18 protein-coding genes, 1 pseudogene and 1 riboswitch are annotated in these 22068 nt (G+C 43.2%); of the genes and pseudogenes, 9 read left to right on the forward strand and 10 right to left on the reverse strand.

Translation table 11 applies throughout. The features are described 5' to 3' along the window. Window positions 1-103: 103 nt before the first annotated feature. Complete coding sequence (locus AB8613_RS14195) at window positions 104-832, reverse strand: pseudouridine synthase (RefSeq protein ID WP_372383984.1); 729 nt, start codon at window positions 830-832, stop codon at window positions 104-106. Between the two features lie 320 nt (window positions 833-1152). Between AB8613_RS14195 and AB8613_RS14200 the strand changes: the two genes are divergently transcribed. Further along, window positions 1153-3378, forward strand: a complete 2226-nt coding sequence (locus AB8613_RS14200; RefSeq protein WP_285953233.1) for an NADP-dependent isocitrate dehydrogenase — start codon at window positions 1153-1155, stop codon at window positions 3376-3378. Between the two features lie 324 nt (window positions 3379-3702). Here the strand turns inward: AB8613_RS14200 and cspD are convergent, their stop codons facing one another. Further along, window positions 3703-3924: a cold shock domain-containing protein CspD gene (gene cspD / locus AB8613_RS14205; protein WP_004736548.1), complete on the reverse strand. Its 222-nt coding sequence runs from the start codon at window positions 3922-3924 to the stop codon at window positions 3703-3705. Window positions 3925-4509: 585 nt separating this feature from the next. Here cspD and clpS point away from each other — a divergent pair. Further along, the gene (clpS, locus tag AB8613_RS14210; RefSeq protein WP_004737430.1) at window positions 4510-4830 is read left to right on the forward strand and encodes an ATP-dependent Clp protease adapter ClpS; all 321 of its coding nucleotides are present in this window, start codon (window positions 4510-4512) and stop codon (window positions 4828-4830) included. 39 nt (window positions 4831-4869) lie between these two features. Next, window positions 4870-7144, forward strand: a pseudogene (gene clpA, locus AB8613_RS14215) (ATP-dependent Clp protease ATP-binding subunit ClpA). Between the two features lie 263 nt (window positions 7145-7407). Here the strand turns inward: clpA and infA are convergent. The 3 genes from infA to aat form a co-directional block, all read right to left on the reverse strand. Next, the gene (gene infA / locus AB8613_RS14220) at window positions 7408-7626 is read right to left on the reverse strand and encodes a translation initiation factor IF-1 (protein ID WP_001040192.1); all 219 of its coding nucleotides are present in this window, start codon (window positions 7624-7626) and stop codon (window positions 7408-7410) included. An 81-nt stretch (window positions 7627-7707) separates the two neighbouring features. Then, window positions 7708-8406 (reverse strand): arginyltransferase, encoded by a 699-nt coding sequence (locus AB8613_RS14225; protein WP_029405336.1) that lies wholly within the window; start codon window positions 8404-8406, stop codon window positions 7708-7710. Further along, window positions 8406-9116: a leucyl/phenylalanyl-tRNA--protein transferase gene (gene aat, locus AB8613_RS14230; protein ID WP_019820980.1), complete on the reverse strand. Its 711-nt coding sequence runs from the start codon at window positions 9114-9116 to the stop codon at window positions 8406-8408. The genes AB8613_RS14225 and aat overlap by 1 nt, the downstream gene beginning before the upstream one ends. A 53-nt stretch (window positions 9117-9169) precedes the next feature. Here aat and AB8613_RS14235 point away from each other — a divergent pair, with 53 nt between their 5' ends. Continuing rightward, entirely contained in the window at window positions 9170-9625 is a 456-nt protein-coding gene (locus tag AB8613_RS14235; RefSeq protein ID WP_372383985.1) for a glycine zipper 2TM domain-containing protein, read from the forward strand. A 162-nt stretch (window positions 9626-9787) separates the two neighbouring features. Continuing rightward, window positions 9788-11068: a 3-phosphoshikimate 1-carboxyvinyltransferase gene (gene aroA, locus AB8613_RS14240; protein ID WP_146492188.1), complete on the forward strand. Its 1281-nt coding sequence runs from the start codon at window positions 9788-9790 to the stop codon at window positions 11066-11068. 45 nt (window positions 11069-11113) lie between these two features. On the opposite strand, the gene AB8613_RS14245 is transcribed toward aroA, so the two are convergent. Next, complete coding sequence (locus tag AB8613_RS14245) at window positions 11114-11359, reverse strand: YciN family protein (RefSeq protein WP_017062104.1); 246 nt, start codon at window positions 11357-11359, stop codon at window positions 11114-11116. A 439-nt stretch (window positions 11360-11798) separates the two neighbouring features. Here AB8613_RS14245 and topA point away from each other — a divergent pair, with 439 nt between their 5' ends. The 4 genes from topA to AB8613_RS14265 all read left to right on the forward strand — a co-directional run bounded on the left by topA (window position 11799) and on the right by AB8613_RS14265 (window position 18710). Continuing rightward, window positions 11799-14429, forward strand: coding sequence for a type I DNA topoisomerase (topA, locus tag AB8613_RS14250; RefSeq protein WP_372383986.1), 2631 nt, complete (start codon window positions 11799-11801; stop codon window positions 14427-14429). Between the two features lie 535 nt (window positions 14430-14964). Then, window positions 14965-16182, forward strand: a complete 1218-nt coding sequence (glgC, locus tag AB8613_RS14255; RefSeq protein ID WP_017062102.1) for a glucose-1-phosphate adenylyltransferase — start codon at window positions 14965-14967, stop codon at window positions 16180-16182. After that, complete coding sequence (gene glgA / locus AB8613_RS14260; protein ID WP_372383987.1) at window positions 16172-17626, forward strand: glycogen synthase GlgA; 1455 nt, start codon at window positions 16172-16174, stop codon at window positions 17624-17626. Before glgC ends, glgA begins: the two co-directional genes overlap by 11 nt. 286 nt (window positions 17627-17912) lie before the next feature. After that, entirely contained in the window at window positions 17913-18710 is a 798-nt protein-coding gene (locus AB8613_RS14265; RefSeq protein ID WP_146492186.1) for an alpha/beta fold hydrolase, read from the forward strand. A 131-nt stretch (window positions 18711-18841) separates the two neighbouring features. Here AB8613_RS14265 and AB8613_RS14270 read toward each other — a convergent pair whose 3' ends face one another. The 4 genes from AB8613_RS14270 to purR all read right to left on the reverse strand — a co-directional run bounded on the left by AB8613_RS14270 (window position 18842) and on the right by purR (window position 21998). Next, window positions 18842-19159 (reverse strand): DUF2007 domain-containing protein, encoded by a 318-nt coding sequence (locus AB8613_RS14270; protein ID WP_061018452.1) that lies wholly within the window; start codon window positions 19157-19159, stop codon window positions 18842-18844. Window positions 19160-19205: 46 nt separating this feature from the next. Further along, the gene (locus AB8613_RS14275) at window positions 19206-19886 is read right to left on the reverse strand and encodes a TVP38/TMEM64 family protein (protein WP_285953235.1); all 681 of its coding nucleotides are present in this window, start codon (window positions 19884-19886) and stop codon (window positions 19206-19208) included. A 133-nt stretch (window positions 19887-20019) separates the two neighbouring features. Further along, window positions 20020-20610 (reverse strand): TfoX/Sxy family DNA transformation protein, encoded by a 591-nt coding sequence (locus tag AB8613_RS14280; RefSeq protein WP_081090099.1) that lies wholly within the window; start codon window positions 20608-20610, stop codon window positions 20020-20022. Window positions 20611-20737: 127 nt separating this feature from the next. Beyond that, window positions 20738-20823, reverse strand: a riboswitch (cyclic di-GMP riboswitch). Window positions 20824-20993: 170 nt separating this feature from the next. Beyond that, complete coding sequence (purR, locus tag AB8613_RS14285; protein WP_060982357.1) at window positions 20994-21998, reverse strand: HTH-type transcriptional repressor PurR; 1005 nt, start codon at window positions 21996-21998, stop codon at window positions 20994-20996. Window positions 21999-22068 lie beyond the last annotated feature (70 nt).

Here is a 22068-nt window from a genome sequence, read left to right on the forward strand (position 1 = left end):
AAAAGCCAGTCTTATGACTGGCTTTTTTGTATCTACGATTTATCAGTAGATATAAAAAAGCCGCTCTATTAGCGGCAATTTAGATATTGTAGGCTGTGTGATTTTAGATTTCTTTCCATTCACCAGGCTGTAGCTGACCCACATTCATGTTGCCCATTGAATAGCGGATAAGACGCAGGGTAGGGAAGCCGATATTGGCTGTCATTCGTCTTACTTGGCGGTTACGCCCTTCAATGATTGTGATAGCTAGCCATGTTGTCGGTATCGCGGCTCTGAAGCGGACTGGAGGGTTTCTATCCCACACCTTAGGTTCTGCCATTGACTCCACCTTTGCTGGCAGCGTCATACCGTCTTTTAGCTCAACGCCTTTTCTCAATTTATCTAAATCTTCCTCAGAAGGTGCGCCTTCAACCTGTACCCAGTAAGTCTTTGGGGATTTTGAGTTTGGTTGAGTTAATTTGGCTTGGAAGATGCCATCGTTGGTCAATACCATTAAACCTTCGCTGTCGCGATCAAGTCGACCCGCCGCGTAAACATCTTTTACGGGAATAAAGTCCGCTAACGTTTTTCTCCCTTCACCATCAGTGAACTGGCTGAGAGTATCAAAAGGCTTATTGAACAGAATCACTTTGCGATCTTCGATTGCCACCTTAGGTTTTGTGTTGGTTGATTTACCTTTATATCGGTGCTTACTGGAGTGTTGCTTTATGTGCGAACTGCCAGTGTTATTTTTATCGCTGCTTCGGCTCTGTCTATTACCGCTTTGTTTTAATGTTGCACCAGAACGAGCCGGTTTGTCTGAACGAGATGCGCTGCGTGAGCGAGTAGACATGTTAACTACCTTGCAAAAATGTAAACGAAGTGTGCTGAAAAGTTTTCACTGAAACGGAATTGAGCTATCATTTGCGCGCCTAAATGACACAAAATAGAACAAGTTGATGGACTCTTAAGCCTGATTTGTTTAATTATACCTTCGTGTTTTATTATAACAACGCACTCACGGATTTGGTTCATGCTGTCATCAAGATTGCATGAAAAATAAGATAGAGTACGACTATCGAGTAAGCAGTTTTCACTCTTTGAGTGGCTTACTGGTCAATTTATAACACTCTCACTACTTAAGTGAGCTTGTAAGAACTATAGGGAAATTTCATGCCTACTGAAAAACCAACGATCATCTATACCATTACAGACGAAGCTCCGGCGCTAGCAACTTACTCTCTGCTGCCAATCATTCAATCTTTTACAGCTTCTTCTGGTATTAACGTTGATACTCGCGACATTTCACTTGCAGGGCGCATTATTGCCAACTTCCCTGATTATTTGAACGAAGAGCAACGCATTGGTGATGCATTAGCAGAACTAGGTGAATTGGCTAAGACACCAGAAGCGAACATTATCAAGCTTCCAAACATCTCTGCATCTGTGCCTCAGTTGCAAGCAACAATCAAAGAACTACAGTCAAAAGGCTACGCACTTCCAAACTACCCAGAAGAAGCAAACACCGACGAAGAGAAAGCCGTTAAAGCGACTTACGATAAAATCAAAGGCAGTGCAGTAAACCCTGTACTACGTGAAGGTAACTCGGATCGCCGCGCTCCACTTTCAGTAAAAAACTATGCGAAGAAAAACCCACATTCAATGGGTGCATGGTCTGCAGATTCTAAGTCGCACGTTTCAAGTATGGACGACAAAGACTTCTTCGGTAGCGAAAAATCAGTAACCATTGAAGGTGCTACGGAAGTTAGCATTGAATTCGTTGGCAAAGATGGCGCGAAGAAAACATTGAAGCCAGCTTTTGCACTGCAAGATAAAGAGATCATTGATGCGTCAGTGATGAACAAGGCCGCTTTGGTTGCGTTTTTCGAGAAAGAAATAGCGTCGGCTAAAGAGCAAGGTGTACTGCTTTCTCTTCATATGAAAGCGACGATGATGAAAGTATCTGACCCTGTGATCTTTGGTCATGCGGTTAAGGTTTACTATAAAGACGTATTCACTAAACACGGTCAGCTATTTGAAGAGCTTGGTGTGGATGTTAACAACGGCATCGGTGATGTATACGCGAAGATTGCATCGCTTCCTCAAGAGCAAAAACAGGCAATCGAAGCTGATCTACAAGCGGTATACGAGACTCAACCACCACTAGCGATGGTTGACTCGGATCGTGGTATTACAAACCTACACGTTCCAAGCGATATCATTGTTGATGCTTCTATGCCTGCAATGCTGCGTTCTTCTGGTCAAATGTGGGATCCAGAAGGTAAGCAAAAAGATACCAAAGCTATGATCCCAGATCGCAGCTACGCGAGCATTTACCAAGCGGTTATTGATTTCTGTAAAGAGAACGGCGCGTTCGATCCAACAACGATGGGTAGCGTACCAAACGTTGGCTTGATGGCTCAAAAAGCTGAAGAGTACGGTTCTCACGATAAGACTTTTATCCTTGAAGCTGCTGGTCAGGTTCAAGTTGTTGACGCTTCAGGCTCTGTGCTTCTAGAGCAAGACGTAGAGGAAGGCGACATCTTCCGTATGTGTCAGGTTAAAGATGCACCAATCCAAGACTGGGTTAAGCTTGCGGTAACTCGTGCTCGTGCATCGGGTGTCCCAGCGGTATTTTGGCTAGATGCGTCACGCGCGCATGATGCTCAGCTTATTAAGAAAGTTGAAGCGTACCTCCCTGAATACGATACTGATGGTCTTGAAATTAAGATCCTTGCTCCACTTGAAGCGACTCAATACTCACTGGTTCGTATCAAAGAAGGCCTCGATACTATTTCGGTTACAGGTAACGTATTACGTGATTACCTAACAGACTTGTTCCCGATTCTAGAGCTTGGTACATCAGCTAAGATGCTATCGATTGTTCCACTAATGAACGGTGGCGGTCTGTTTGAGACAGGTGCTGGCGGTTCTGCTCCTAAGCACGTACAACAAGTAGAGAAAGAAAACCACCTACGTTGGGATTCTCTAGGTGAATTCTTGGCACTAGCGGCATCTCTAGAGCACCTGAGCGTAGTAACGGGTAACGCTAAGGCACAAGTTCTAGCGGACGCGCTTGATAAAGCAACGGGTGAATTCCTAGACAACAACAAGTCCCCTTCACGCCGAGTAGGAGAGCTTGATAACCGTGGTAGCCACTACTACCTAGCGGCATACTGGGCTAAGGCGCTTGCTGAGCAAACGGCTGATGCTGATCTTGCTGCTGAGTTCGCAGGTGTGGCAAGTCAACTGGCTGAAAGTGAAGAAGCTATTGTTGCAGAGCTAAACAACGCTCAAGGTGTCGCTGGCGACTTAGGTGGTTACTACCTACTTGATGATGCACTGGTTTCAACACTAATGCGTCCAAGCTCAACACTAAACGCATTTATTGATGCATAGTGATTGGACTCATCGTTAGTCAGCCATGAACGTGATTTGCTAACGAGTTACTTGGCCTAACAGCTAAGTCATAGATAAAGTCAAAATGAAAGATGCTTTAACGATAACGTTAAAGCATCTTTTTTCTTTCTAATACTTCCTAAGACCTAGTTTAATAGAATAGATTCTCGAACTGATTGTCCAGTGAGCAACTTTAGAGATCCCGGAACGAAAAAACCGCTCACGTAATCCTGTATTACAGGCATTAAATGAGCGGTTTCAATATTCTGTTTACCTGTCAGCCGTTAATGACGATTGATGGAGGTTAACATGAGTTGGCTTCGCCTATTTTGCGGCGCTGCCTTCTACAGGAACAACGGAGCTAGCGTGCGAGCCTTTAGGACCACTTTCTACTTCATAGTCGACCTGCTGACCAGCCTTTAGGGTTCGATAACCTTCCATTTGTATTGTGGAGTAGTGCGCGAAAATATCGCCGTCTTCACCTTCTGGACAAATAAAGCCAAACCCTTTGGCATTGTTAAACCATTTTACTGTACCTGTAGCCATGCTATACATCCCTCATGCATTTTGTTACTAACGTTGTTATATCAATAGTTGTAAGTTCAATTGATATCATTCTTACCAGCTAAAGAATTTCAGCTGATAGCTTGAATCTCATACATTGCTTACGGAAATTAACGCTACCCTGCGTAATTATTCCTTATTGTTAATTTTTAAAGCGTGTTACTTGTTTTAAATCATGTTGCAAAAATGTATTAAAAAACCTTTTAGCTCCAATGTAGCTAATGATTGAGCACAGTCAATAGCAAATTGGTATAAAATTGATCAATTTTAATAACAAATCACATTCGAGATTAACTGCAAACTATTAACTAAATAGTAACTTAGCGGTGATCTTATCGTCAGTATCAATAGTTATGGTGTCTTTTTAATCAATCACATATGTTAATCCTGTTAATCGAGATCTTTTATTTGCAGCGATGGAAATGGTGGATTAGGCTCAGTATAGAGGAATATTTTTTGGTACTGTTTCTCGGTGCAGTTTCTTAGTACACCGTAAAGCGTGAATGTGGTAAATTTAAGTTAGGTAAACACTCACGACTTCCGAAAAATAACCCTTAGCAAAGCGATATGAGCAGAAACTTTGAATGGGCATCTCCAGGCTCAGATTTACTGGAGAAAGAAGCGACAAAAGTAAAGCCACCGGCAATGTATAACGTTGTATTAAATAACGATGATTACACGCCTATGGACTTTGTAATCGAGATCCTAGAGCGATTCTTCTCACTAGATATCGAAAAAGCAACGGAAGTGATGCTCAAGGTTCATTATGAAGGTAAAGCTATATGCGGTACGTACAGTGCTGAAATAGCGGAAACAAAGGTAGCGCAGGTCACGATGTACTCAAAGGAAAATGAGCATCCGCTACTATGTACAATGGAGCAAGTATAAATTGCTCGAACAACACTGTTGTTCCCTTAGGAGGTACTTATGCTAAATAAAGAATTAGAGACGAGTTTAAATGGCGCATTTGCTCGTGCGCGAGACAAGCGACATGAATTCATGACTGTCGAACACCTCCTACTAGCATTATTAGAAAATGATGCGGCCAAGGAAGCGCTCCAAGCTTGTCAGGCTGATCTCGATGCTCTTCGCAATGAGCTCGATATTTTTATCGATCAAACGACTCCACTTATCCCTGAAAGCGACGAGACTCGTGAAACCCAGCCTACGCTGAGTTTTCAACGAGTACTTCAGCGTGCTGTTTTTCATGTTCAATCTTCAGGTCGCAGCAGAAGTAACAGGTGCTAACGTACTTGTGGCTATTTTTAGTGAGCAAGAATCTCACGCGGCATATCTTCTTAAGAAAAATGACATTAGCCGCTTAGATATTGTTAACTTCATCTCACACGGTATTACCAAAGCCAGCAATGAAGGAGACAGTCCTTCACCATCTGATTCATTTGGTGGTGCAGAAAATGCTGAAGAAGCGAATTCCGAAGACCGTTTAGAAAACTTTGCTACTAACCTTAACGAAGTAGCGAAGCAGGGCAATATTGACCCACTAATCGGTCGTGACAAAGAGCTAGAACGTACTATCCAAGTTCTGTGTCGTCGTCGTAAGAACAACCCTCTGTTAGTGGGTGAAGCGGGTGTAGGTAAAACTGCCATTGCGGAAGGCTTAGCATGGCGTATCGTTGAAGGGCAAGTGCCTGAAATCATTCAGAGCAGCGTGATTTATTCTCTGGATATTGGTTCGCTGCTAGCAGGAACGAAGTATCGTGGTGATTTTGAGAAACGTTTTAAAGCGATTCTTAAGCAACTAGAGAAAGAAGAAGATGCGATTCTGTTCATCGATGAGATCCACACCATTATTGGTGCTGGCGCTGCCTCTGGTGGTCAGGTTGATGCGGCAAACTTAATTAAACCACTACTAAGCAGTGGTAAATTACGTTGCATCGGCTCAACAACGTACCAAGAGTACAGCAGTATTTTTGAGAAGGAGCGTGCGCTAGCTCGTCGCTTCCAGAAAATCGATATTATTGAACCATCGCTAGATGACACTACCAAGATTCTGATTGGCTTGAAGCCAAAATACGAAGCTCACCACGAAGTGCGCTATACCAACAAAGCGTTGCGTGCAGCGGTGGAACTGTCAGCTAAATACATTAATGAACGTCACCTTCCCGATAAGGCCATTGACGTAATCGATGAAGCGGGCGCTCGTAGCCGTTTGGCACCAGCAAGCCGTCGTAAGAAGACGGTTAGCGTGGCGGACATTGAGTCAATGGTTGCGAAAATGGCTCGTATTCCAGAGAAGTCAGTATCGTCTTCAGACAAAGACACGCTACAGAAACTGGATGACCGCATGAAAATGTTGGTATTCGGACAAGATCCTGCAATCGATGTGTTGAGTGAAGCGATTAAGCTGACCCGTGCCGGATTGGGCGCTGACAATAAACCAGTTGGTTCATTCTTGTTTGCTGGTCCTACTGGTGTAGGTAAAACCGAGGTGACAGTTCAACTGTCTAAATTGATGGGCATTGAGCTTCTACGCTTTGATATGTCTGAGTACGGTGAGCGCCACTCTGTGAGCCGCTTGATTGGTGCTCCTCCTGGTTATGTTGGTTACGATCAAGGTGGTCTGCTAACTGACGCCGTAATCAAGAACCCGCACTCTGTTGTGTTACTTGATGAGATCGAAAAAGCTCACCCAGATATCTTTAACTTGTTGCTACAGGTTATGGATAACGGCACGCTAACTGATAACAATGGTCGTAAAGCGGATTTCCGTAACGTGATCTTAGTGATGACGACTAACGCTGGTGTAGCTGAAACGGAGAAGAAATCGATTGGCCTGATCCAACAAGATCATGCGCCAGATGCGATGGGCGAAATCAAGAAGGTATTTACTCCTGAGTTCCGTAACCGTCTCGATAATATCATTTGGTTCAACAGCCTTGATCCAACTGTGATTAGCCAAGTTGTTGATAAGTTTATTGTCGAGCTTCAGGTTCAACTGGATGCTCGTGGCGTATCTTTAGAGGTTTCTGAAGATGCTCGCCATTGGTTAGCAGACAAAGGTTACGATAAGACCATGGGTGCTCGTCCGATGGGACGTGTTATTCAAGACAAGCTTAAGAAGCCACTGGCAAATGAGTTATTGTTTGGTAGTTTAGTCGACGGAGGTACTGTGAAGGTATCCCTGAAGAAAGACGACCTAGACTTTGTTTATGTCGGTGCTAAAGAAGAGGTTATGCACTAACGAAGTGATTGATAAATCAAAAGTTTAAATATAAAACGCATGACTTCGGTTGTGCGTTTTTTTATGCTTGCGAGAGATGCGAGAGATGCGAGAGATGCGAGAGATGCGAGAGATGCGAGAGATGCGAGAGATGCGAGAGATGCGAGAGATGCGAGAGATGCGAGAGATGCGAGAGATGCGAGAGATGTTGGAGTGGTAAAAAATTTAGGCGATAAAAAACGGAGCATTAAGCTCCGCTTCTTATCGTAGTCGATAATTAAAAATTAACGAGCACGGAAGACGATGCGGCCTTTAGAAAGGTCGTATGGAGTCATCTCAACAGTTACTTTATCACCAGTAAGAATACGGATGTAGTTCTTACGCATTTTACCAGAGATGTGTGCTGTCACTACGTGACCGTTTTCAAGCTCAACACGGAACATTGTGTTTGGTAGAGTATCAAGGACAGTGCCTTGCATCTCGATTACGTCTTCTTTAGCCATCTAATCCTCTTTCGAAATTTGGCGGTTTTCAACGGCTTGATTGTGCCGTTAAAATCAAAATATGTAAAGTTGTCGCGTATTCTACCCTTGCCACCGCTGATTTACTAGCCTTTGATGACGTTGAAATCGTACTTTATAGTTCATCGCAGGGCATTCATCGATTTGATAACCCAAATATAACCATTGTTTTTGTTCTTTCTGGGCATGTTGGATCTGAAATAGAACGCCAAGTGTTCCCATCGAAATGTCGATATCAGGATCGAAGAAGGTATAAAATGCGCTTGTACAGTGAGTCATGATGTCGGTTACGGCGATAGCAACCAACTTGTTCTCATCATAGATATGCATGAACTTTGTAGTAAGCCACTCATTTTTAGAGAACTGTAGAAACTCTTCTTTCTTTGGTGGATACATGGTTCCCGAACGGTGACGAGCGGTGATATAGCGACTGTATAAATCAAACCAGTTGTCATCCATCTCATCTTTCAGTTCCCAACGCAGTGATTTTCCCTTGTTAAGGATTCGTCGTTGGCTTTTGGAAAGCTTTACCTCAGGAATAGAAAGCCGAATCGCTTGGCATGCTGAGCAATTATCGCAATGTGGCTTATAAATGGTTGCTCCACTGCGGCGAAATCCATTCGCAAGCAGAACTTCATAGTTATCTGAGGTGTGCATGTGTTCATCAAGCGTGACCGCCACTCTCTCTTCGAGGTGAGATAAGTAGCTGCAAGCGTGATTGTCTGTTAATCCAATTCTGATTTGTTGTAAATCTGGATTCATTAAGGCATTTCCTTTAGCCATTGGGTTTTAAAGCATGCATCGTTAACGGAGAATTCTTTGAGTAATTGCAGGGAACCTAGGAATTCATCCCTATCAACCTCGATAGCGCCTAAGGATTCCAAGTGAGGGTTCATGACTTGGCAATCAATCATTTGTCCGCCGAATTGTGTAAAGTGTTCACAAAAGTACCACAGCGCAATTTTAGAGGCATTGCTCTTTAGGCTGAACATCGATTCACCGCAAAAGACTTGGCCTCTTTGTAAGCCATAAAGTCCGCCGATTAGCTCATCATCTTGCCAAACCTCAACCGAGTGGCAGAAACCTAATGAAGCGAGTTTGCGGTAGGCTGACTGCATGTCACTGTTTAGCCAGGTTTCTTCTTCGGGTCTTAGTGAAGAGCAATACCCAATTACTCTGTCCGTCGCTTGGTTGATGCTGACACGGTAATTGTGCTTTCTTTGAAACTTTTTAAGACTTTTTGACGGTTCGAATGTCTTAGGATTAAATACCGCTCGCGGTGCAGGGCTCCACCAAAGTATAGGCTCACCTGGGCCATACCATGGAAATATACCTTGGCTATAAGCGTTTAAAATTCGCATTGGTGATAAATCACCACCGAAGGCGAGCAGACCGTTGGGTTCATCAAGCGCGTCGAAAGGCGAAGGAAACTCTATACTAGTAGTATCAAGTTCGGTTAGGTATATAGTCATAAGTACCGCATTACAGATTAATCACTGACCAAGAGGTCTTTAGGAGTTTTACCATGAAGAAGTTGCTTTGGATTTTACTTGTTTTGCCCATGTTGGCAAATGCAGCTTACAACAGAAACCAAGCTCGACCAGTAAACGAGGTGGTTTATGGTGAGATTAATACGGTTAGATACATCACTCAGCAAGAGATCGTTGAATCGAAAGCGAATGGTTGGGAAACCTTGTTAGGTGCGGCGATTGGTGGCTTGATTGGTAACCAGTTTGGCGGCGGCACCGGTAAAGAAGTAGCGACAGCTGTCGGTGCAGTAGCAGGTGCGGGTATTGCTCGTAACCGCGGTAACACACAATATAAAGTAGAGTACAAACTGGTCGAGTTATTGGTCAAAACTAAAGACGATAAGTTGGTCAACATCATCCAAGATGTCGATAACTCGATGCTGTTTAACCGAGGCGATGATGTACGAATTCTCTATTTTTCAGATGGTGTTCGAGTTGATCTAGTGTACTAGTATATAAATACGATTGATTGGCTAATTAATCACCTGATTGAGTGGGATTAGCTCTGGAGTTCGTTGGAAAAGTTCGTTAGTCTGCAAGTACGAAGAATTATTCATCACCCGAAAATAAATACGCGCCAGTGACTTCGGGTGGTACAAGGACTATAAGATTTAATGGAAAGCCTTACGTTACAACCAATTCAAAAAGTGAACGGGGAAGTTAACCTACCTGGTTCAAAAAGCGTTTCCAACCGTGCACTTCTTTTGGCTGCACTTTCAACGGGAACCACTCGCCTAACAAACTTGCTAGACAGTGATGACATTCGCCATATGTTGAATGCCTTGACTCAACTAGGTGTTAATTATCAGCTGTCTGCAGACAAAACTGTTTGTGAAGTAACGGGTGTTGGTGGTGTATTCTCAAGTGATAAAGCCCTAGAGCTTTTTTTAGGTAACGCGGGTACGGCGATGCGTCCTCTGGCGGCTGCACTATGTTTAGGTCGCGGTGAATACGTTCTTACTGGTGAGCCGCGCATGAAAGAGCGCCCAATTGGCCATTTAGTAACTGCACTGCGAGCTGCTGGTGCCGACGTTGAATACTTAGAAAACGAAAACTACCCACCATTGAAGATCACAGGTACAGGTTTGAAGAGCGGTACGGTTTCTATCGACGGTTCTATCTCTAGCCAGTTTTTGACGGCATTTTTGATGGCTGCGCCCTTAGCTGAAGGTGAAGTGACCATTAAAATTGAAGGTGAATTAGTTTCTAAACCTTACATCGATATTACGCTGCACATCATGAAGCAATTTGGTGTGGACGTGATCAATAATGATTACCAAGAGTTTGTTATTCCCACTGGGCAATCTTACTCGGCACCGGGTGATTTCTTGGTTGAAGGTGATGCATCATCTGCGTCATATTTCCTTGCTGCGGCTGCGATTAAAGGTGGTGAGATTAAGGTTACTGGTATTGGTAAAAACAGTATCCAAGGTGATATCCAATTCGCTGATGCGCTTGAGAAAATGGGTGCCGAAATCGAATGGGGTGACGACTATGTTATTTCTCGTTGTGGTGAGCTGAAAGGCATTGATATGGACTATAATCATATTCCAGATGCTGCGATGACTATCGCGACGACCGCGTTGTTTGCTAAAGGTACAACGGCAATCCGTAATGTCTACAACTGGCGTGTGAAAGAGACAGACCGCTTGGCTGCAATGGCTACAGAGCTACGCAAAGTTGGTGCTGAAGTGGAAGAGGGTGAAGATTACATCATTGTTAACCCTGTAGCAGAACTGACTCACGCGGCGATTGATACTTACGATGATCACCGTATGGCGATGTGTTTCTCACTGGTTGCTTTGAGCGATACGCCTGTGACGATTAACGATCCAGGTTGTACGTCAAAGACATTCCCTGATTACTTCGATAAGTTGAAAATGCTGAGCCAGTAAAGGTTCAGGAACTGAAAAAGCTTGCCTAAATGGCAAGCTTTTTAATTATTGCTGAATTGTAAATTCTTTCGAAAGGTGGTGCGCTAAGTATTTAAACATGTTAAATACCGCGGTTGTATTCTCGGTCGGCATTCCATTGCTGTCTAAGAAGTATTCACCTTTGAAGACGAGTACATCGTCTTTTTCTACTACGCTGTTTGCGCGCATGCCTTCAATGTAGTCATCATGTGATTGGATAATTTGGTTTGCGATAAGCAGTAAATCAAATTCTGCTATTACTTTCTTTGTCATGAGTTTATCTCTGATAACTGAATATAACGTTGAGTTTATGGTGTCGAACTAGAAATTCAATGATTTCACAACCGATTAAGAGAGTCTTTTCAAACATCCACAATTTATTTTGTGATTTACGGCAAAAATAATTGAATGGGGCTCGCGTTAGATTCGCGGACAAGCTTAGTATGAGCCCGTTTAGACGTAATGCCTGATGAATAGGCTCTTGCAAGTATTCTTCGTGAGTACTTTATAGCTTCTCTATATTGTGACCCTTTTATCAGTGAGTCGTCGAATTGTCGAGCGATCAGATCCAATTTTGAAAAAAGCGGTTGATCTTCTAGTAATCTCGCACAATAGTAAAAAAAGAAGCAATGAATTTAGAATATCATGCGTAAAAGCCCACAAGCTAAATTGTTGGTGCTGAAGCATCGTGATTAAGGACGTTAGAGTCAATATGGGTAAATCGCTCGTTATAGTGGAGTCGCCAGCCAAGGCTAAAACTATCAATAAATATCTTGGCAAAGACTTTGTCGTTAAGTCGAGTGTAGGTCACGTACGTGATTTACCAACGGCGGGTCAAAGTACTGGTCAAAAGGCTGCTGCAGTTTCAACCAAGGGTATGAGCCCAGAAGATAAAGCTCGTATCAAGAAAGAAAAAGATCGCAAAGCTCTTATCAAAAAGATGGGTATCAACCCGTATAAAGAGTGGGAAGCGAACTACCAAATCCTACCTGGTAAAGAGAAAGTCGTCGCTGAATTGCAAAAACTGGCTGAGAACGCAGACCATGTTTATCTCGCAACCGATTTGGACCGCGAAGGAGAAGCTATCGCATGGCACCTTCGTGAGATCATCGGTGGCGATGAAACGCGATACAAGCGAGTGGTTTTTAACGAAATCACCAAGAATGCTATTCAACAAGCTTTCGAAACTCCAGGTGAGCTAAACATTGATGGCGTAAACGCACAACAAGCACGACGTTTTATGGACCGTGTTGTTGGCTTTATGGTGTCACCTCTGCTTTGGAAAAAAGTAGCACGAGGCCTGTCCGCTGGCCGTGTTCAATCAGTAGCGGTAAAACTGCTGGTAGAGCGTGAGCGCGAGATCAACGCCTTTATCCCTGAAGAGTTCTGGGATGTGCATGCTGATACTAAAACAGCAGAGAAAACCGACTTTAGACTGCAAGTAGCGCAGAAAGACGGTGTTGCGTTTAAACCTGAAAATGAAGCGCAAACACAAGCTGCTGTTAGCGTTTTAGAAAAAGCGCAATATGAAGTATGTAAACGTGAAGACCGCCCAACAAAGAGTAAGCCGTCTGCACCTTACATCACGTCGACGCTGCAGCAAGCGGCGAGTACGCGTCTTGGTTATGGCGTAAAGAAAACCATGATGTTGGCTCAACGCCTGTATGAAGCGGGTTACATCACTTATATGCGTACTGACTCAACCAACTTGAGTTCAGAAGCTGTAGAAGCCGCTCGTGAATACATTGGTTCTGAGTACGGCGCGCAATACCTTCCACCTAAAGCACTTGTATACGGCAGCAAAGAGGGCGCTCAAGAGGCCCACGAAGCGATTCGTCCTTCAAGTGTAGATGTTAAGTCGGAAGATCTAAACGGCGTAGACGCAGACGCACACAAGCTTTATTCACTGATTTGGAATCAGTTCGTTGCGTGTCAAATGACGCCAGCTCAATACGATTCAACGACAGTAAGCGTTAAAGCAGATGAGTACACGTTAAAAGCAAAAGGTCGTATCCTTAAATTTGATGGTTGGACTCGTGTTCAGCGTCCAATGGGTAAAAACGAAGATACGATCCTTCCAGCAGTACAGATCGGCGATAAGCTTGATTTGATCGCGCTAGACCCTAAACAGCACTTCACTAAGCCACCGGCTCGTTTCACTGAAGCGGCGCTAGTTAAAGAGCTTGAGAAGCGTGGTATTGGTCGTCCTTCAACATACGCATCAATCATCTCGACGATTCAAGATCGTGGTTATGTAAAAGTTGAACAGCGTCGTTTCTATGCTGAGAAGATGGGTGAAATTGTTACTGACCGTCTAGACGGCAGCTTCAACGACCTAATGAACTACGACTTCACTGCTCGTATGGAGCAGAAGTTGGACCAAATCGCAGAAGGCGAAGCAAGCTGGAAAGGCGTGCTAGATAACTTCTTCGAAGACTTTACTGGCGATTTGGAAAAAGCAGACTTAGACGAAGACGCTGGTGGTATGAAGCCAAATCATATCGTGGAAACCGATATTGAGTGTCCGACTTGTAGCCGTAAAATGGGCATTCGTACTGCTTCGACAGGCGTATTCCTTGGTTGTTCTGGTTATGCACTTCCTCCAAAAGAGCGTTGTAAGACAACAATCAACCTTGGTGATGAAGAGGGCATTATCAACGTGCTTGAAGAAGACGTTGAAACAGCAGCACTTCGAGCTAAAAAGCGTTGTCCTATTTGTGAAACGGCAATGGATGCTTATCTAATCGATGATAAGCGTAAGATGCACGTATGTGGTAACAACCCGAACTGTGAAGGTTATGTGGTTGAACACGGTGAATTTAAAGTAAAAGGCTACGATGGTCCACTTGTTGAGTGTGACAAATGTGGTTCTGACATGGTTCTGAAGAACGGTCGTTTTGGTAAATACATGGATTGTACGAGTGAAGATTGTAAGAACACTCGTAAGATTCTGAAAAATGGCGAAGTAGCGCCACCGAAAGAAGACCCTGTACATTTTCCTGAACTTCCGTGTGAAAATTCAGACGCGTACTTTGTTCTTCGTGATGGTGCTTCTGGTCTATTTATGGCTGCGAGTAACTTCCCTAAATCACGTGAAACACGTGCACCATTGGTGGAAGAGCTGGTTCGTTTTAAAGACCGTATCTCGCCTAAGTTCCAGTACCTAACATCAGCGCCAGTTGCTGACCCTGATGGCAAGCCTACAGTGGTTCGTTTTAGTCGTAAGACCAAAGAAAACTACGTTCGTACTGAAGTAGATGGAAAACCGTCCGGTTGGACTGCGTTGTACATCGACGGTAAGTGGGAAGTTACGGATAAGCGTAAAAAGCCTAAAGAGAAGTAACTGAACGTTATTGATGAAAAAGCAGCCATTAGGCTGCTTTTTTTGATCTCAACATGACTAAATATGCAACTTGTTGATTTGGTGTTTCGTCTGCGAGAATTTATTAAATTCACACTGCAAAATAAATAACAGAAATTAATCACATCTTCTTATGCAATTTTAACGAGAATGTAACTTAATTAAAATATTGTAACTCACAGATCAGCGTTTAGTTGTATACCTGATGTGTGTCGGGTGTTAATGTAATGTTTCGTCTGGACGATGTAGTGTGAGCTGCTTTAAGTCTTAGGAAAGCAATCAGCTCACGTACCACAGAATGGCGTATTAAAAATTGAATTCGGCCGAAAAGTCGATAACGTATATAAAACCAAGTGCAAAGAATAGTGCACACATAACAACGTTTGGCTTAGGATATTGTCACTGTATGTGAATGGATATTCGCTAAATACCGAAATAAGTGTTGGTGCTCATCCCCCAGAGGAAGATACCTCTACGAGTACTAACATCGACAAGCTATAGATATATGGAGAATAAAATGGCTGGTGTATTGGGAATGATTCTTGCTGGTGGTGAAGGCTCTCGCTTAAGACCTTTAACTGAATCTCGCAGCAAACCCTCGGTTCCTTTCGGTGGTAGTTACCGCTTAATTGATTTCGCTTTGAACAACTTCGTTAATGCTGATCTAATGAAGATCTACGTATTAACACAATTTAAGTCACAGTCACTGTTCCACCATATGAAAAAAGGCTGGAATATCAGTGGTATAACAGACCGTTTCATCGACCCAATTCCTGCACAAATGCGTAAAGGAAAGCGTTGGTATGAAGGCACAGCAGATGCTATCTACCAAAACATGGGCTTTATGGAGTTGGAAGAACCTGATCAAGTCTGTATTTTTGGTTCAGACCATATCTATAAGATGGACATCAAACAGATGCTTGATTTCCATAAAGAGAAGAAAGCGGCTCTAACCGTTTCTGCACTGCGTATGCCGCTTGCTGAAGCATCAGAATTCGGTGTTATTGAGGTTGATGCTGATGGCCGTATGATTGGCTTTGAAGAGAAACCTGCAAATCCGAAGTCGATCCCGGGAGATCCAGAATCAGCGCTCGTTTCAATGGGCAACTACGTGTTCGAAGCGAAAGAGCTTTTTGCTGAACTAACGGAAGATGCTGATAGAGAAGGTTCGACACACGATTTCGGCAAAGACATTATTCCAAACATGTTCCCACGTGGTGATGTGTTTGTTTATGATTTCAGCACCAATCGTATTACTGGTGAGAAAGAAGAAGTTTACTGGCGCGATGTAGGTACGATTGACGCGTACTGGCAAGCGCACATGGACCTTCTTAAGAAAGATGCGCCATTCTCGCTATACAACCGTAAATGGCCTCTACACACTTATTACCCGCCACTACCACCTGCTACGTTTACTGATTCGGCAAATGGTCGAATTCAGATCATTGATAGTCTTGTTTGTAGCGGTAGTTACGTACGTGGTTCGCGTATTGAAAAGAGTGTACTGGGTTTCCGCAGCAATATCGCATCAGCGTGTGATATTAGCGAAAGTATCTTACTCGGTGATGTAAAAGTGGGTGAGGGTTGTATCCTGCGCCGCGTTATCATTGATAAAGATGCAGATATCGCACCGGGTACACAGATTGGTGTAAATCTGACAGAAGACAAAAAGCATTACCACGTATCTGACGATGGTGTCGTAGTGATTTCTAAAGGAGCACGAGTTGGTTACTAAGACTCTCTCGGTACTTTTTGTAGCGTCTGAAGTTGAAGGCTTGATTAAAAGTGGTGGCTTGGCTGATGTAGCCAAGGCACTGCCGAAAGCGTTGCAAACACTCGAACAGGACGTTCGAGTGACTATCCCCGCCTATAGAAATATTCCAAACATTGATTCAGCAGAAGTTGTTTTATCGACTGAACTCGATCATTGGCCTCATACGGCTTACCAAGTGAAAAAACTGAGCGTAGAAGGCGTTCCAGTTTTTGGTATTGAATGTGCCAAATATTTCGACCGTCCTGAAATGTACGCTGAAAACAATCAAGCTTATGCTGATAATGGAGAGCGCTTCTCGTTCTTCAGTGCAGCCTGTCTTGATATGCTCCCTAAGCTTGGCTTCCAGCCTGATATCATTCATGCAAATGACTGGCATACAGGGTTTGTTCCTTTCTTGCTTAAGTCGCGTTATCAACAACACGATTTCTTTGAAAATACGCGCAGTGTTATCTCGATTCACAATGCGGTTTTTAAAGGTGTGTTTGCCTACGATGAGCTGCAATGTCTTCCTGAAATGCACAGTCGGAATGTTCCGGAAGCGGCCGTTAGTAATACACATGTGACTATGCTCAAAGCTGGTGTGCTGTGCGCAGATAAAGTGAACGCAGTAAGTCCAACTTATGCGGAAGAGCTAAAAACAGAGCTCGGCAGTCACGGTATGGCGGCTGAGTTTCAACACAGAGCTTCTGATCTAGTCGGCATTTTGAATGGTTGCGATTACGGAGCTTGGAACCCGGAAACAGACGCTTTCCTTCCTCGTAAATATAAAGCGACTAAGCACAGCATGGCTCGCGGAAAATCAGCTTGTAAGCAAAAGCTGCAACAAGACGTGGGTTTACCCGTTGCCGATTGCGCGGTTTATGGCATGGTTTGTCGCCTGACGAATCAAAAAGGCGTTCACTACTTACTGCCTATCATCGATCAGTTCTTGAAAAACGACCTTCAGATTGTGATTGTCGGTACAGGTGATCCGGTTTTGGCGAGTCAGTTGAAAGAGCTATCAGCACTTCACTCAGACAAGTTCTCATTCGTAGAAGCCTACAATAATGAACTAGCGCACTTGGTTGAAGCTGGCTCTGATTTCTTTTTGATGCCTTCTGAATTTGAACCTTGTGGTTTAAATCAAATCTATAGTATGGCTTATGGTACTTTGCCTATTGTTCGCTCTGTAGGCGGCTTAAAAGACAGTGTGAATGATTACGATCAGGATCCTGAGGTAGCGACAGGGTTTGCTTTTGAAGAGCCAACACCGCAAGCGCTACTGGCAGTATTGCATCGTTCATTGCTGCTTTATGCTCAAAATTCATCTGAAATTAAGCGTGTTCAGCTTTATGCAATGCAGCAAGATTTTAGTTGGGAAGATGCGGCAAAAGAATACCTTGTGATGTACCACTCTGCATTTTAACTTGCTGACTTAGCTTAAAAAGTTGGTTTATGAACAATTGCAGTTCTTAATAGAAGAAGGCACTCTGATAGCAGAGTGCCTTCTTGTTTTCTGGTCAGAGCACATCTCGTTTGCGAAGACAAAGCTTGCAAACTCATTTTAGTCATGTAGAAAAGGCAGGGTAGGTATTCACATGACTAATGTTAGGTTTGACACTATTATCACTTAAAGTTCTTAATAGCGTGATATCCTTGGTCATCGCCTCGTGATGAGGCAGAGCTCCACTCCAATAATTAAAGCGATAGGTATGTCTGAGAGTTTACTATTTCATAAAACATTTACTCACCCTACGAGTGATGAGTGGGTTGTATTTGTGCATGGCGCAGGAGGCAGTTCCTCCATTTGGTTCAAGCAGATCAAAGCGTATAAGCAGCACTTCAATTTGCTTCTCATCGACCTCAGAGGGCATGGTAAATCAGACAACATACTTAAAGAACTGATTTCGAATCGTTATACGTTCAAATCGGTGACGCTTGATATTCTTAAAGTGTTAGACCATCTCAAAATCCGCTCTGCGCACTTCGTGGGTATGTCTTTGGGCACGATTATCGTTCGCAACGTGGCTGAATTGGCTGCGAGCAGAGTGCGCTCTATGGTGCTTGGTGGTGCGGTTACTAAACTTAACACTCGCTCTCAAGTCTTAATCAAATTAGGAAACCTGAGTAAGCACATTATTCCTTATATGTGGTTATACAGCTTATTTGCTTATGTTGTGATGCCGCAAAAAAGTCAGAAAGAGTCACGTCACTTGTTTATCCGCGAAGCTAAAAAGCTGTGCCAAAAAGAGTTTAAACGTTGGTTTATCCTCACAGCTGACGTAAATCCATTGATGAAGTACTTCAAAGACAGAGAGTTGCCGATTCCAACTTTGTATTTGATGGGTGAACGCGATTATATGTTCATCAAGCCTGTTAAAGAAATGGTGGAAGCGCATGAGTCGAGTGAGTTGGTAGAAATCGCTAACTGTGGGCATGTATGTAATGTCGAAAACCCTGAAGAATTCAATCAACAATCTATCGCTTTTATTCAAAAGCAAATTCAGTGATTATCTAGGTTCTTTATCAGAACAGATGTTTGAATAGAATTAAAATAAAAACGGGAAGCTAATTTTAGCTTCCCGTTTTTATTTGGAGGTTGTCTTTTACAGAATCATTTTCTGTAATAATGGAAACTCTGCTATTCAGGTGAAGCAGCGCCGCACTGCCAGCATGAACCAAATTGAGCTTCGTTAACTTCATGACATTTACTACAACGCCACTCTTCATAGATAATAGAATCTTGCTGTTTTTGGTAGTCATTAACAATCGTGCGGGCTTTACTGGCCAATTCTGGCTCATATAACCATACGTAAGGGTCAGTTTCTTCTGTGAATGGGATTTCACCTTTCAAACCAAACAAACCCTCCCCACGGACTTCACACGCAATATTCTCACTTTCTAGTAATCCACAGATGATGTGGGCTTCTGTCGGATTCGATGCACTGAAGATCTTCATTGAAATAGAACCTTATCTGGCTATATGCGTTATTTAGCTATATACGTTATTCAGCCACTGGTGTTGAGCGAAACTTCCCCATCAACCACTTAGCAATAATTGGGAATATACCCAGTAATGCAAATGACAATAGTACTGAAGGCGACACGATGCCCGAAAGTGAATCAATTTCTGCGAGTTGAGTACCTGCATTCAAGAAAACAGCAGTACCCGGCAACATCCCGATTTGACTCGTAATGTAGTAACGACTCACCGACATAGGAGTTAGACCCATCAACAGGTTGATAAGGAAGAATGGGAATACAGGAATTAGACGCAGAGAAAACAAGTAAAATGCGCCGTCTTTTTCAACGCCCTTGTTAATTGTCGCTAACTTGTCACCAAACTTGGTTTGAATCCAGTCACGTAACAGATAGCGGCTACTTAGAAAAGCGAGGGTAGCACCAATTGCACTTGCGAAAGATACCAGCAGTAAACTATTCCAGAAGCCAAATAGAGCAGCTCCAAGCAGGGTAACAACAGCGGCGCCAGGAATTGAGAAAGCAGTGATCATTACATACGCAACAAAATAGATAGCGGCGGCGGCAATAAAGTTGCTGTCAATGTAGTCATTTAAAACGGCTTGTTGGGCCTTGGCATTTTCAAGCGTGAGGTATTGGCCAAAATTGACGCCTAACAAGACGATGATTACTACCAATATAATACCCAATATCATTTTCTTACTCATTGATACTTCCTCTAAATTTTCAATGCATACCGATAGTATAGATAGACAGGCAAAGCTTAGATTAACTTTCAGTAGATATAAAAAAAGCCGCAAAAATGCGGCTTAGTTATGTAGATAGTTTGCACTGACAATGCTAATTGACGCGATTGATAAGCTCTTCACGACGCTGCTGCGGTATAACTGACCAATGTGTACCATTGATCGCACCTTCTAGCGCCCAAAGTAGTTCAATACTGACAGAAGACGCATGCGATTCCTTGATGGCGTTAAATGCGTTTACAGAGCCTGATTCATATAAACGTTCTACGGAATCGATCCCTGCTTTTTTCAACATGCGTTCAGTAGCGAGTCGAAGGTTAGGCAGATCTTTGAGTCGAGTAGGCTTAGCAGAAGACTGCTCGGCTTTTTCTTCTTTAGCAAAACCTAGAGACGTGGTTGCAAGCTGCAAGATTTTTTCTTGGTCTTGCCACAGGCCTTCAGGTAAAGCGAAATATTTAGTAACGACAGGGAAACCACGTTTTTTGTAGACGTACGGTTGAAACCCTTGTTGTTCGAATTGTTTTGTTGTGCATTTTTCTGCTCGTATGTGCAGCTGGTCATTTACAACCAGAGCAAACATAGTGTCATCAGCAAAAAGACCGAAGCCACCAAACATTGAGCGTGATTTTATTTTTCCTAGGGGCTCAAATAACTTCATTGAGTCCTTTAGTATCGGTTTATCCATGTTATTTATCTCGGTGTATTTGAACTACGCCACCAAATAAGCAGGTCCGAGAGATTAGCAAAATGTTGCAATTAAATTGTCAATAAGCCGTAAATTACTAAATTATTAGTACTTACTGCATTTTGCCATCGGTAACCCCGCTACCATACCAACGAGTGGTTTAGGCCGGAAGCTTTGCGTCTCACTTTTTCAAGTGGTTTGCCCTGTGCGTGACTGATTGAATAGAATAAAGTTTTTGTTGAATGAGGCTCACAGTTGATATTTCAAAATGTGATGTTGCTTCAATTAATGATCTTTCCTTTGTGCATATGAGTTCATTATAGCTGTTGATAAAAAAAGCGCACCTAAAGGTGCGCTTGATGCAATTAAACTCGAGTTGTCAATTAATTTAACGTTTTAACTGTACTTCGCTCAACAATTTCAGGGTGCATTTCGAAGACGCGTTTTTCATGATCTTTATCTTTTATGCGCTCTAACAGAATTTCGAATGCATTCTTACCAACACGACGCTTAGGTTGGTGAACCGTAGTTAACGGTGGAGAGAAGTATTCAGCCAGTTCGATGTTGTCGTAACCAATCACGGAAATATCTTCAGGAATGCGAATTCCTTTCTCTTGCAGGCGGCTCATTAGGCCTAGTGCCATTGTGTCATTAAAACAGAATACTGCGGTTGGACGATCTTCCATCTCTACGATTTGCTCTGCAGCAAGAACAGCCGTATCACACTCGAAGTTACCTTCAATGATCATATCATCATCGGCAGTAATCTTTGCTTCATTGAGTGCACGCTTGTAACCAGCGATACGCTCAACACATGCTGCTTTGTCTAAGTGGCCACTTAAACAAGCAATCTTAGAGTGACCGCGTTCAATGAGGTATTTGGTTGCTAGATAGCCACCTTCTTCAGAGTTATCGATGATCTTATCAGCTTGAGAACTCTCTGGACCCCAGTCCATTATTACTTTAGGGATGTCAGCGTGACGGTCTAACATCTCTCTAAGTTCTTCAGTTAGGTCAGAACACATCACTAAGATGCCATCTACACGTTTCTCAGCAAGCATTCGAATGTAATCACGTTGCTTCTCATAGATACCGCCCGTATTACACAGGATCAAAGTGTAACCTTGACGGTAACAGTAGCTCTCAACACCATCGATAACTTCAGAGAAGAATAGGTTAGTTGATTGAGTAACTAGCATGCCGATAGTGCGTGTTGTATTGCACTTCAAACTACGAGCAACTGCACTTGGCGCATAGTTAAGTTCATCTACTGCTTTGTTTACTTTTTCTTGAGTCGCTTCAGCAACAAAGCGAGTTTTGTTGATTACGTGAGAAACGGTTGTTGTTGATACGCCGGCTAAGCGAGCGACATCTTTGATAGTGGCCATGGTTTTATCCTATTAGAAGCTACTTTCCCAAAGTACGGAATGAAGTAGCCGTTAAGCTACCTAACTAAGA

The organism is Vibrio sp. BS-M-Sm-2, from assembly GCF_041504345.1.
In the GTDB taxonomy this organism is placed as follows: Bacteria; Pseudomonadota; Gammaproteobacteria; order Enterobacterales; family Vibrionaceae; genus Vibrio; species Vibrio satsumensis.

Excerpts from the sequence above, each read along its gene's own strand:
- AB8613_RS14275 (WP_285953235.1), bottom strand. The coding sequence starts at position 19,886 with ATGAGTAAGAAAATGATATTGGGTATTATATTGGTAGTAATCATCGTC.
- AB8613_RS14195 (WP_372383984.1), bottom strand. The coding sequence starts at position 832 with ATGTCTACTCGCTCACGCAGCGCATCTCGTTCAGACAAACCGGCTCGT.
- topA (WP_372383986.1), top strand. The coding sequence starts at position 11,799 with ATGGGTAAATCGCTCGTTATAGTGGAGTCGCCAGCCAAGGCTAAAACT.
- glgC (WP_017062102.1), top strand. The coding sequence starts at position 14,965 with ATGGCTGGTGTATTGGGAATGATTCTTGCTGGTGGTGAAGGCTCTCGC.
- AB8613_RS14225 (WP_029405336.1), bottom strand. The coding sequence starts at position 8,406 with ATGAATCCAGATTTACAACAAATCAGAATTGGATTAACAGACAATCAC.
- aat (WP_019820980.1), bottom strand. The coding sequence starts at position 9,116 with ATGACTATATACCTAACCGAACTTGATACTACTAGTATAGAGTTTCCT.
- AB8613_RS14235 (WP_372383985.1), top strand. The coding sequence starts at position 9,170 with ATGAAGAAGTTGCTTTGGATTTTACTTGTTTTGCCCATGTTGGCAAAT.
- AB8613_RS14200 (WP_285953233.1), top strand. The coding sequence starts at position 1,153 with ATGCCTACTGAAAAACCAACGATCATCTATACCATTACAGACGAAGCT.
- purR (WP_060982357.1), bottom strand. The coding sequence starts at position 21,998 with ATGGCCACTATCAAAGATGTCGCTCGCTTAGCCGGCGTATCAACAACA.
- AB8613_RS14265 (WP_146492186.1), top strand. The coding sequence starts at position 17,913 with ATGTCTGAGAGTTTACTATTTCATAAAACATTTACTCACCCTACGAGT.
- clpS (WP_004737430.1), top strand. The coding sequence starts at position 4,510 with ATGAGCAGAAACTTTGAATGGGCATCTCCAGGCTCAGATTTACTGGAG.
- cspD (WP_004736548.1), bottom strand. The coding sequence starts at position 3,924 with ATGGCTACAGGTACAGTAAAATGGTTTAACAATGCCAAAGGGTTTGGC.
- aroA (WP_146492188.1), top strand. The coding sequence starts at position 9,788 with ATGGAAAGCCTTACGTTACAACCAATTCAAAAAGTGAACGGGGAAGTT.
- AB8613_RS14270 (WP_061018452.1), bottom strand. The coding sequence starts at position 19,159 with ATGAAGATCTTCAGTGCATCGAATCCGACAGAAGCCCACATCATCTGT.
- AB8613_RS14245 (WP_017062104.1), bottom strand. The coding sequence starts at position 11,359 with ATGACAAAGAAAGTAATAGCAGAATTTGATTTACTGCTTATCGCAAAC.
- AB8613_RS14280 (WP_081090099.1), bottom strand. The coding sequence starts at position 20,610 with ATGGATAAACCGATACTAAAGGACTCAATGAAGTTATTTGAGCCCCTA.
- infA (WP_001040192.1), bottom strand. The coding sequence starts at position 7,626 with ATGGCTAAAGAAGACGTAATCGAGATGCAAGGCACTGTCCTTGATACT.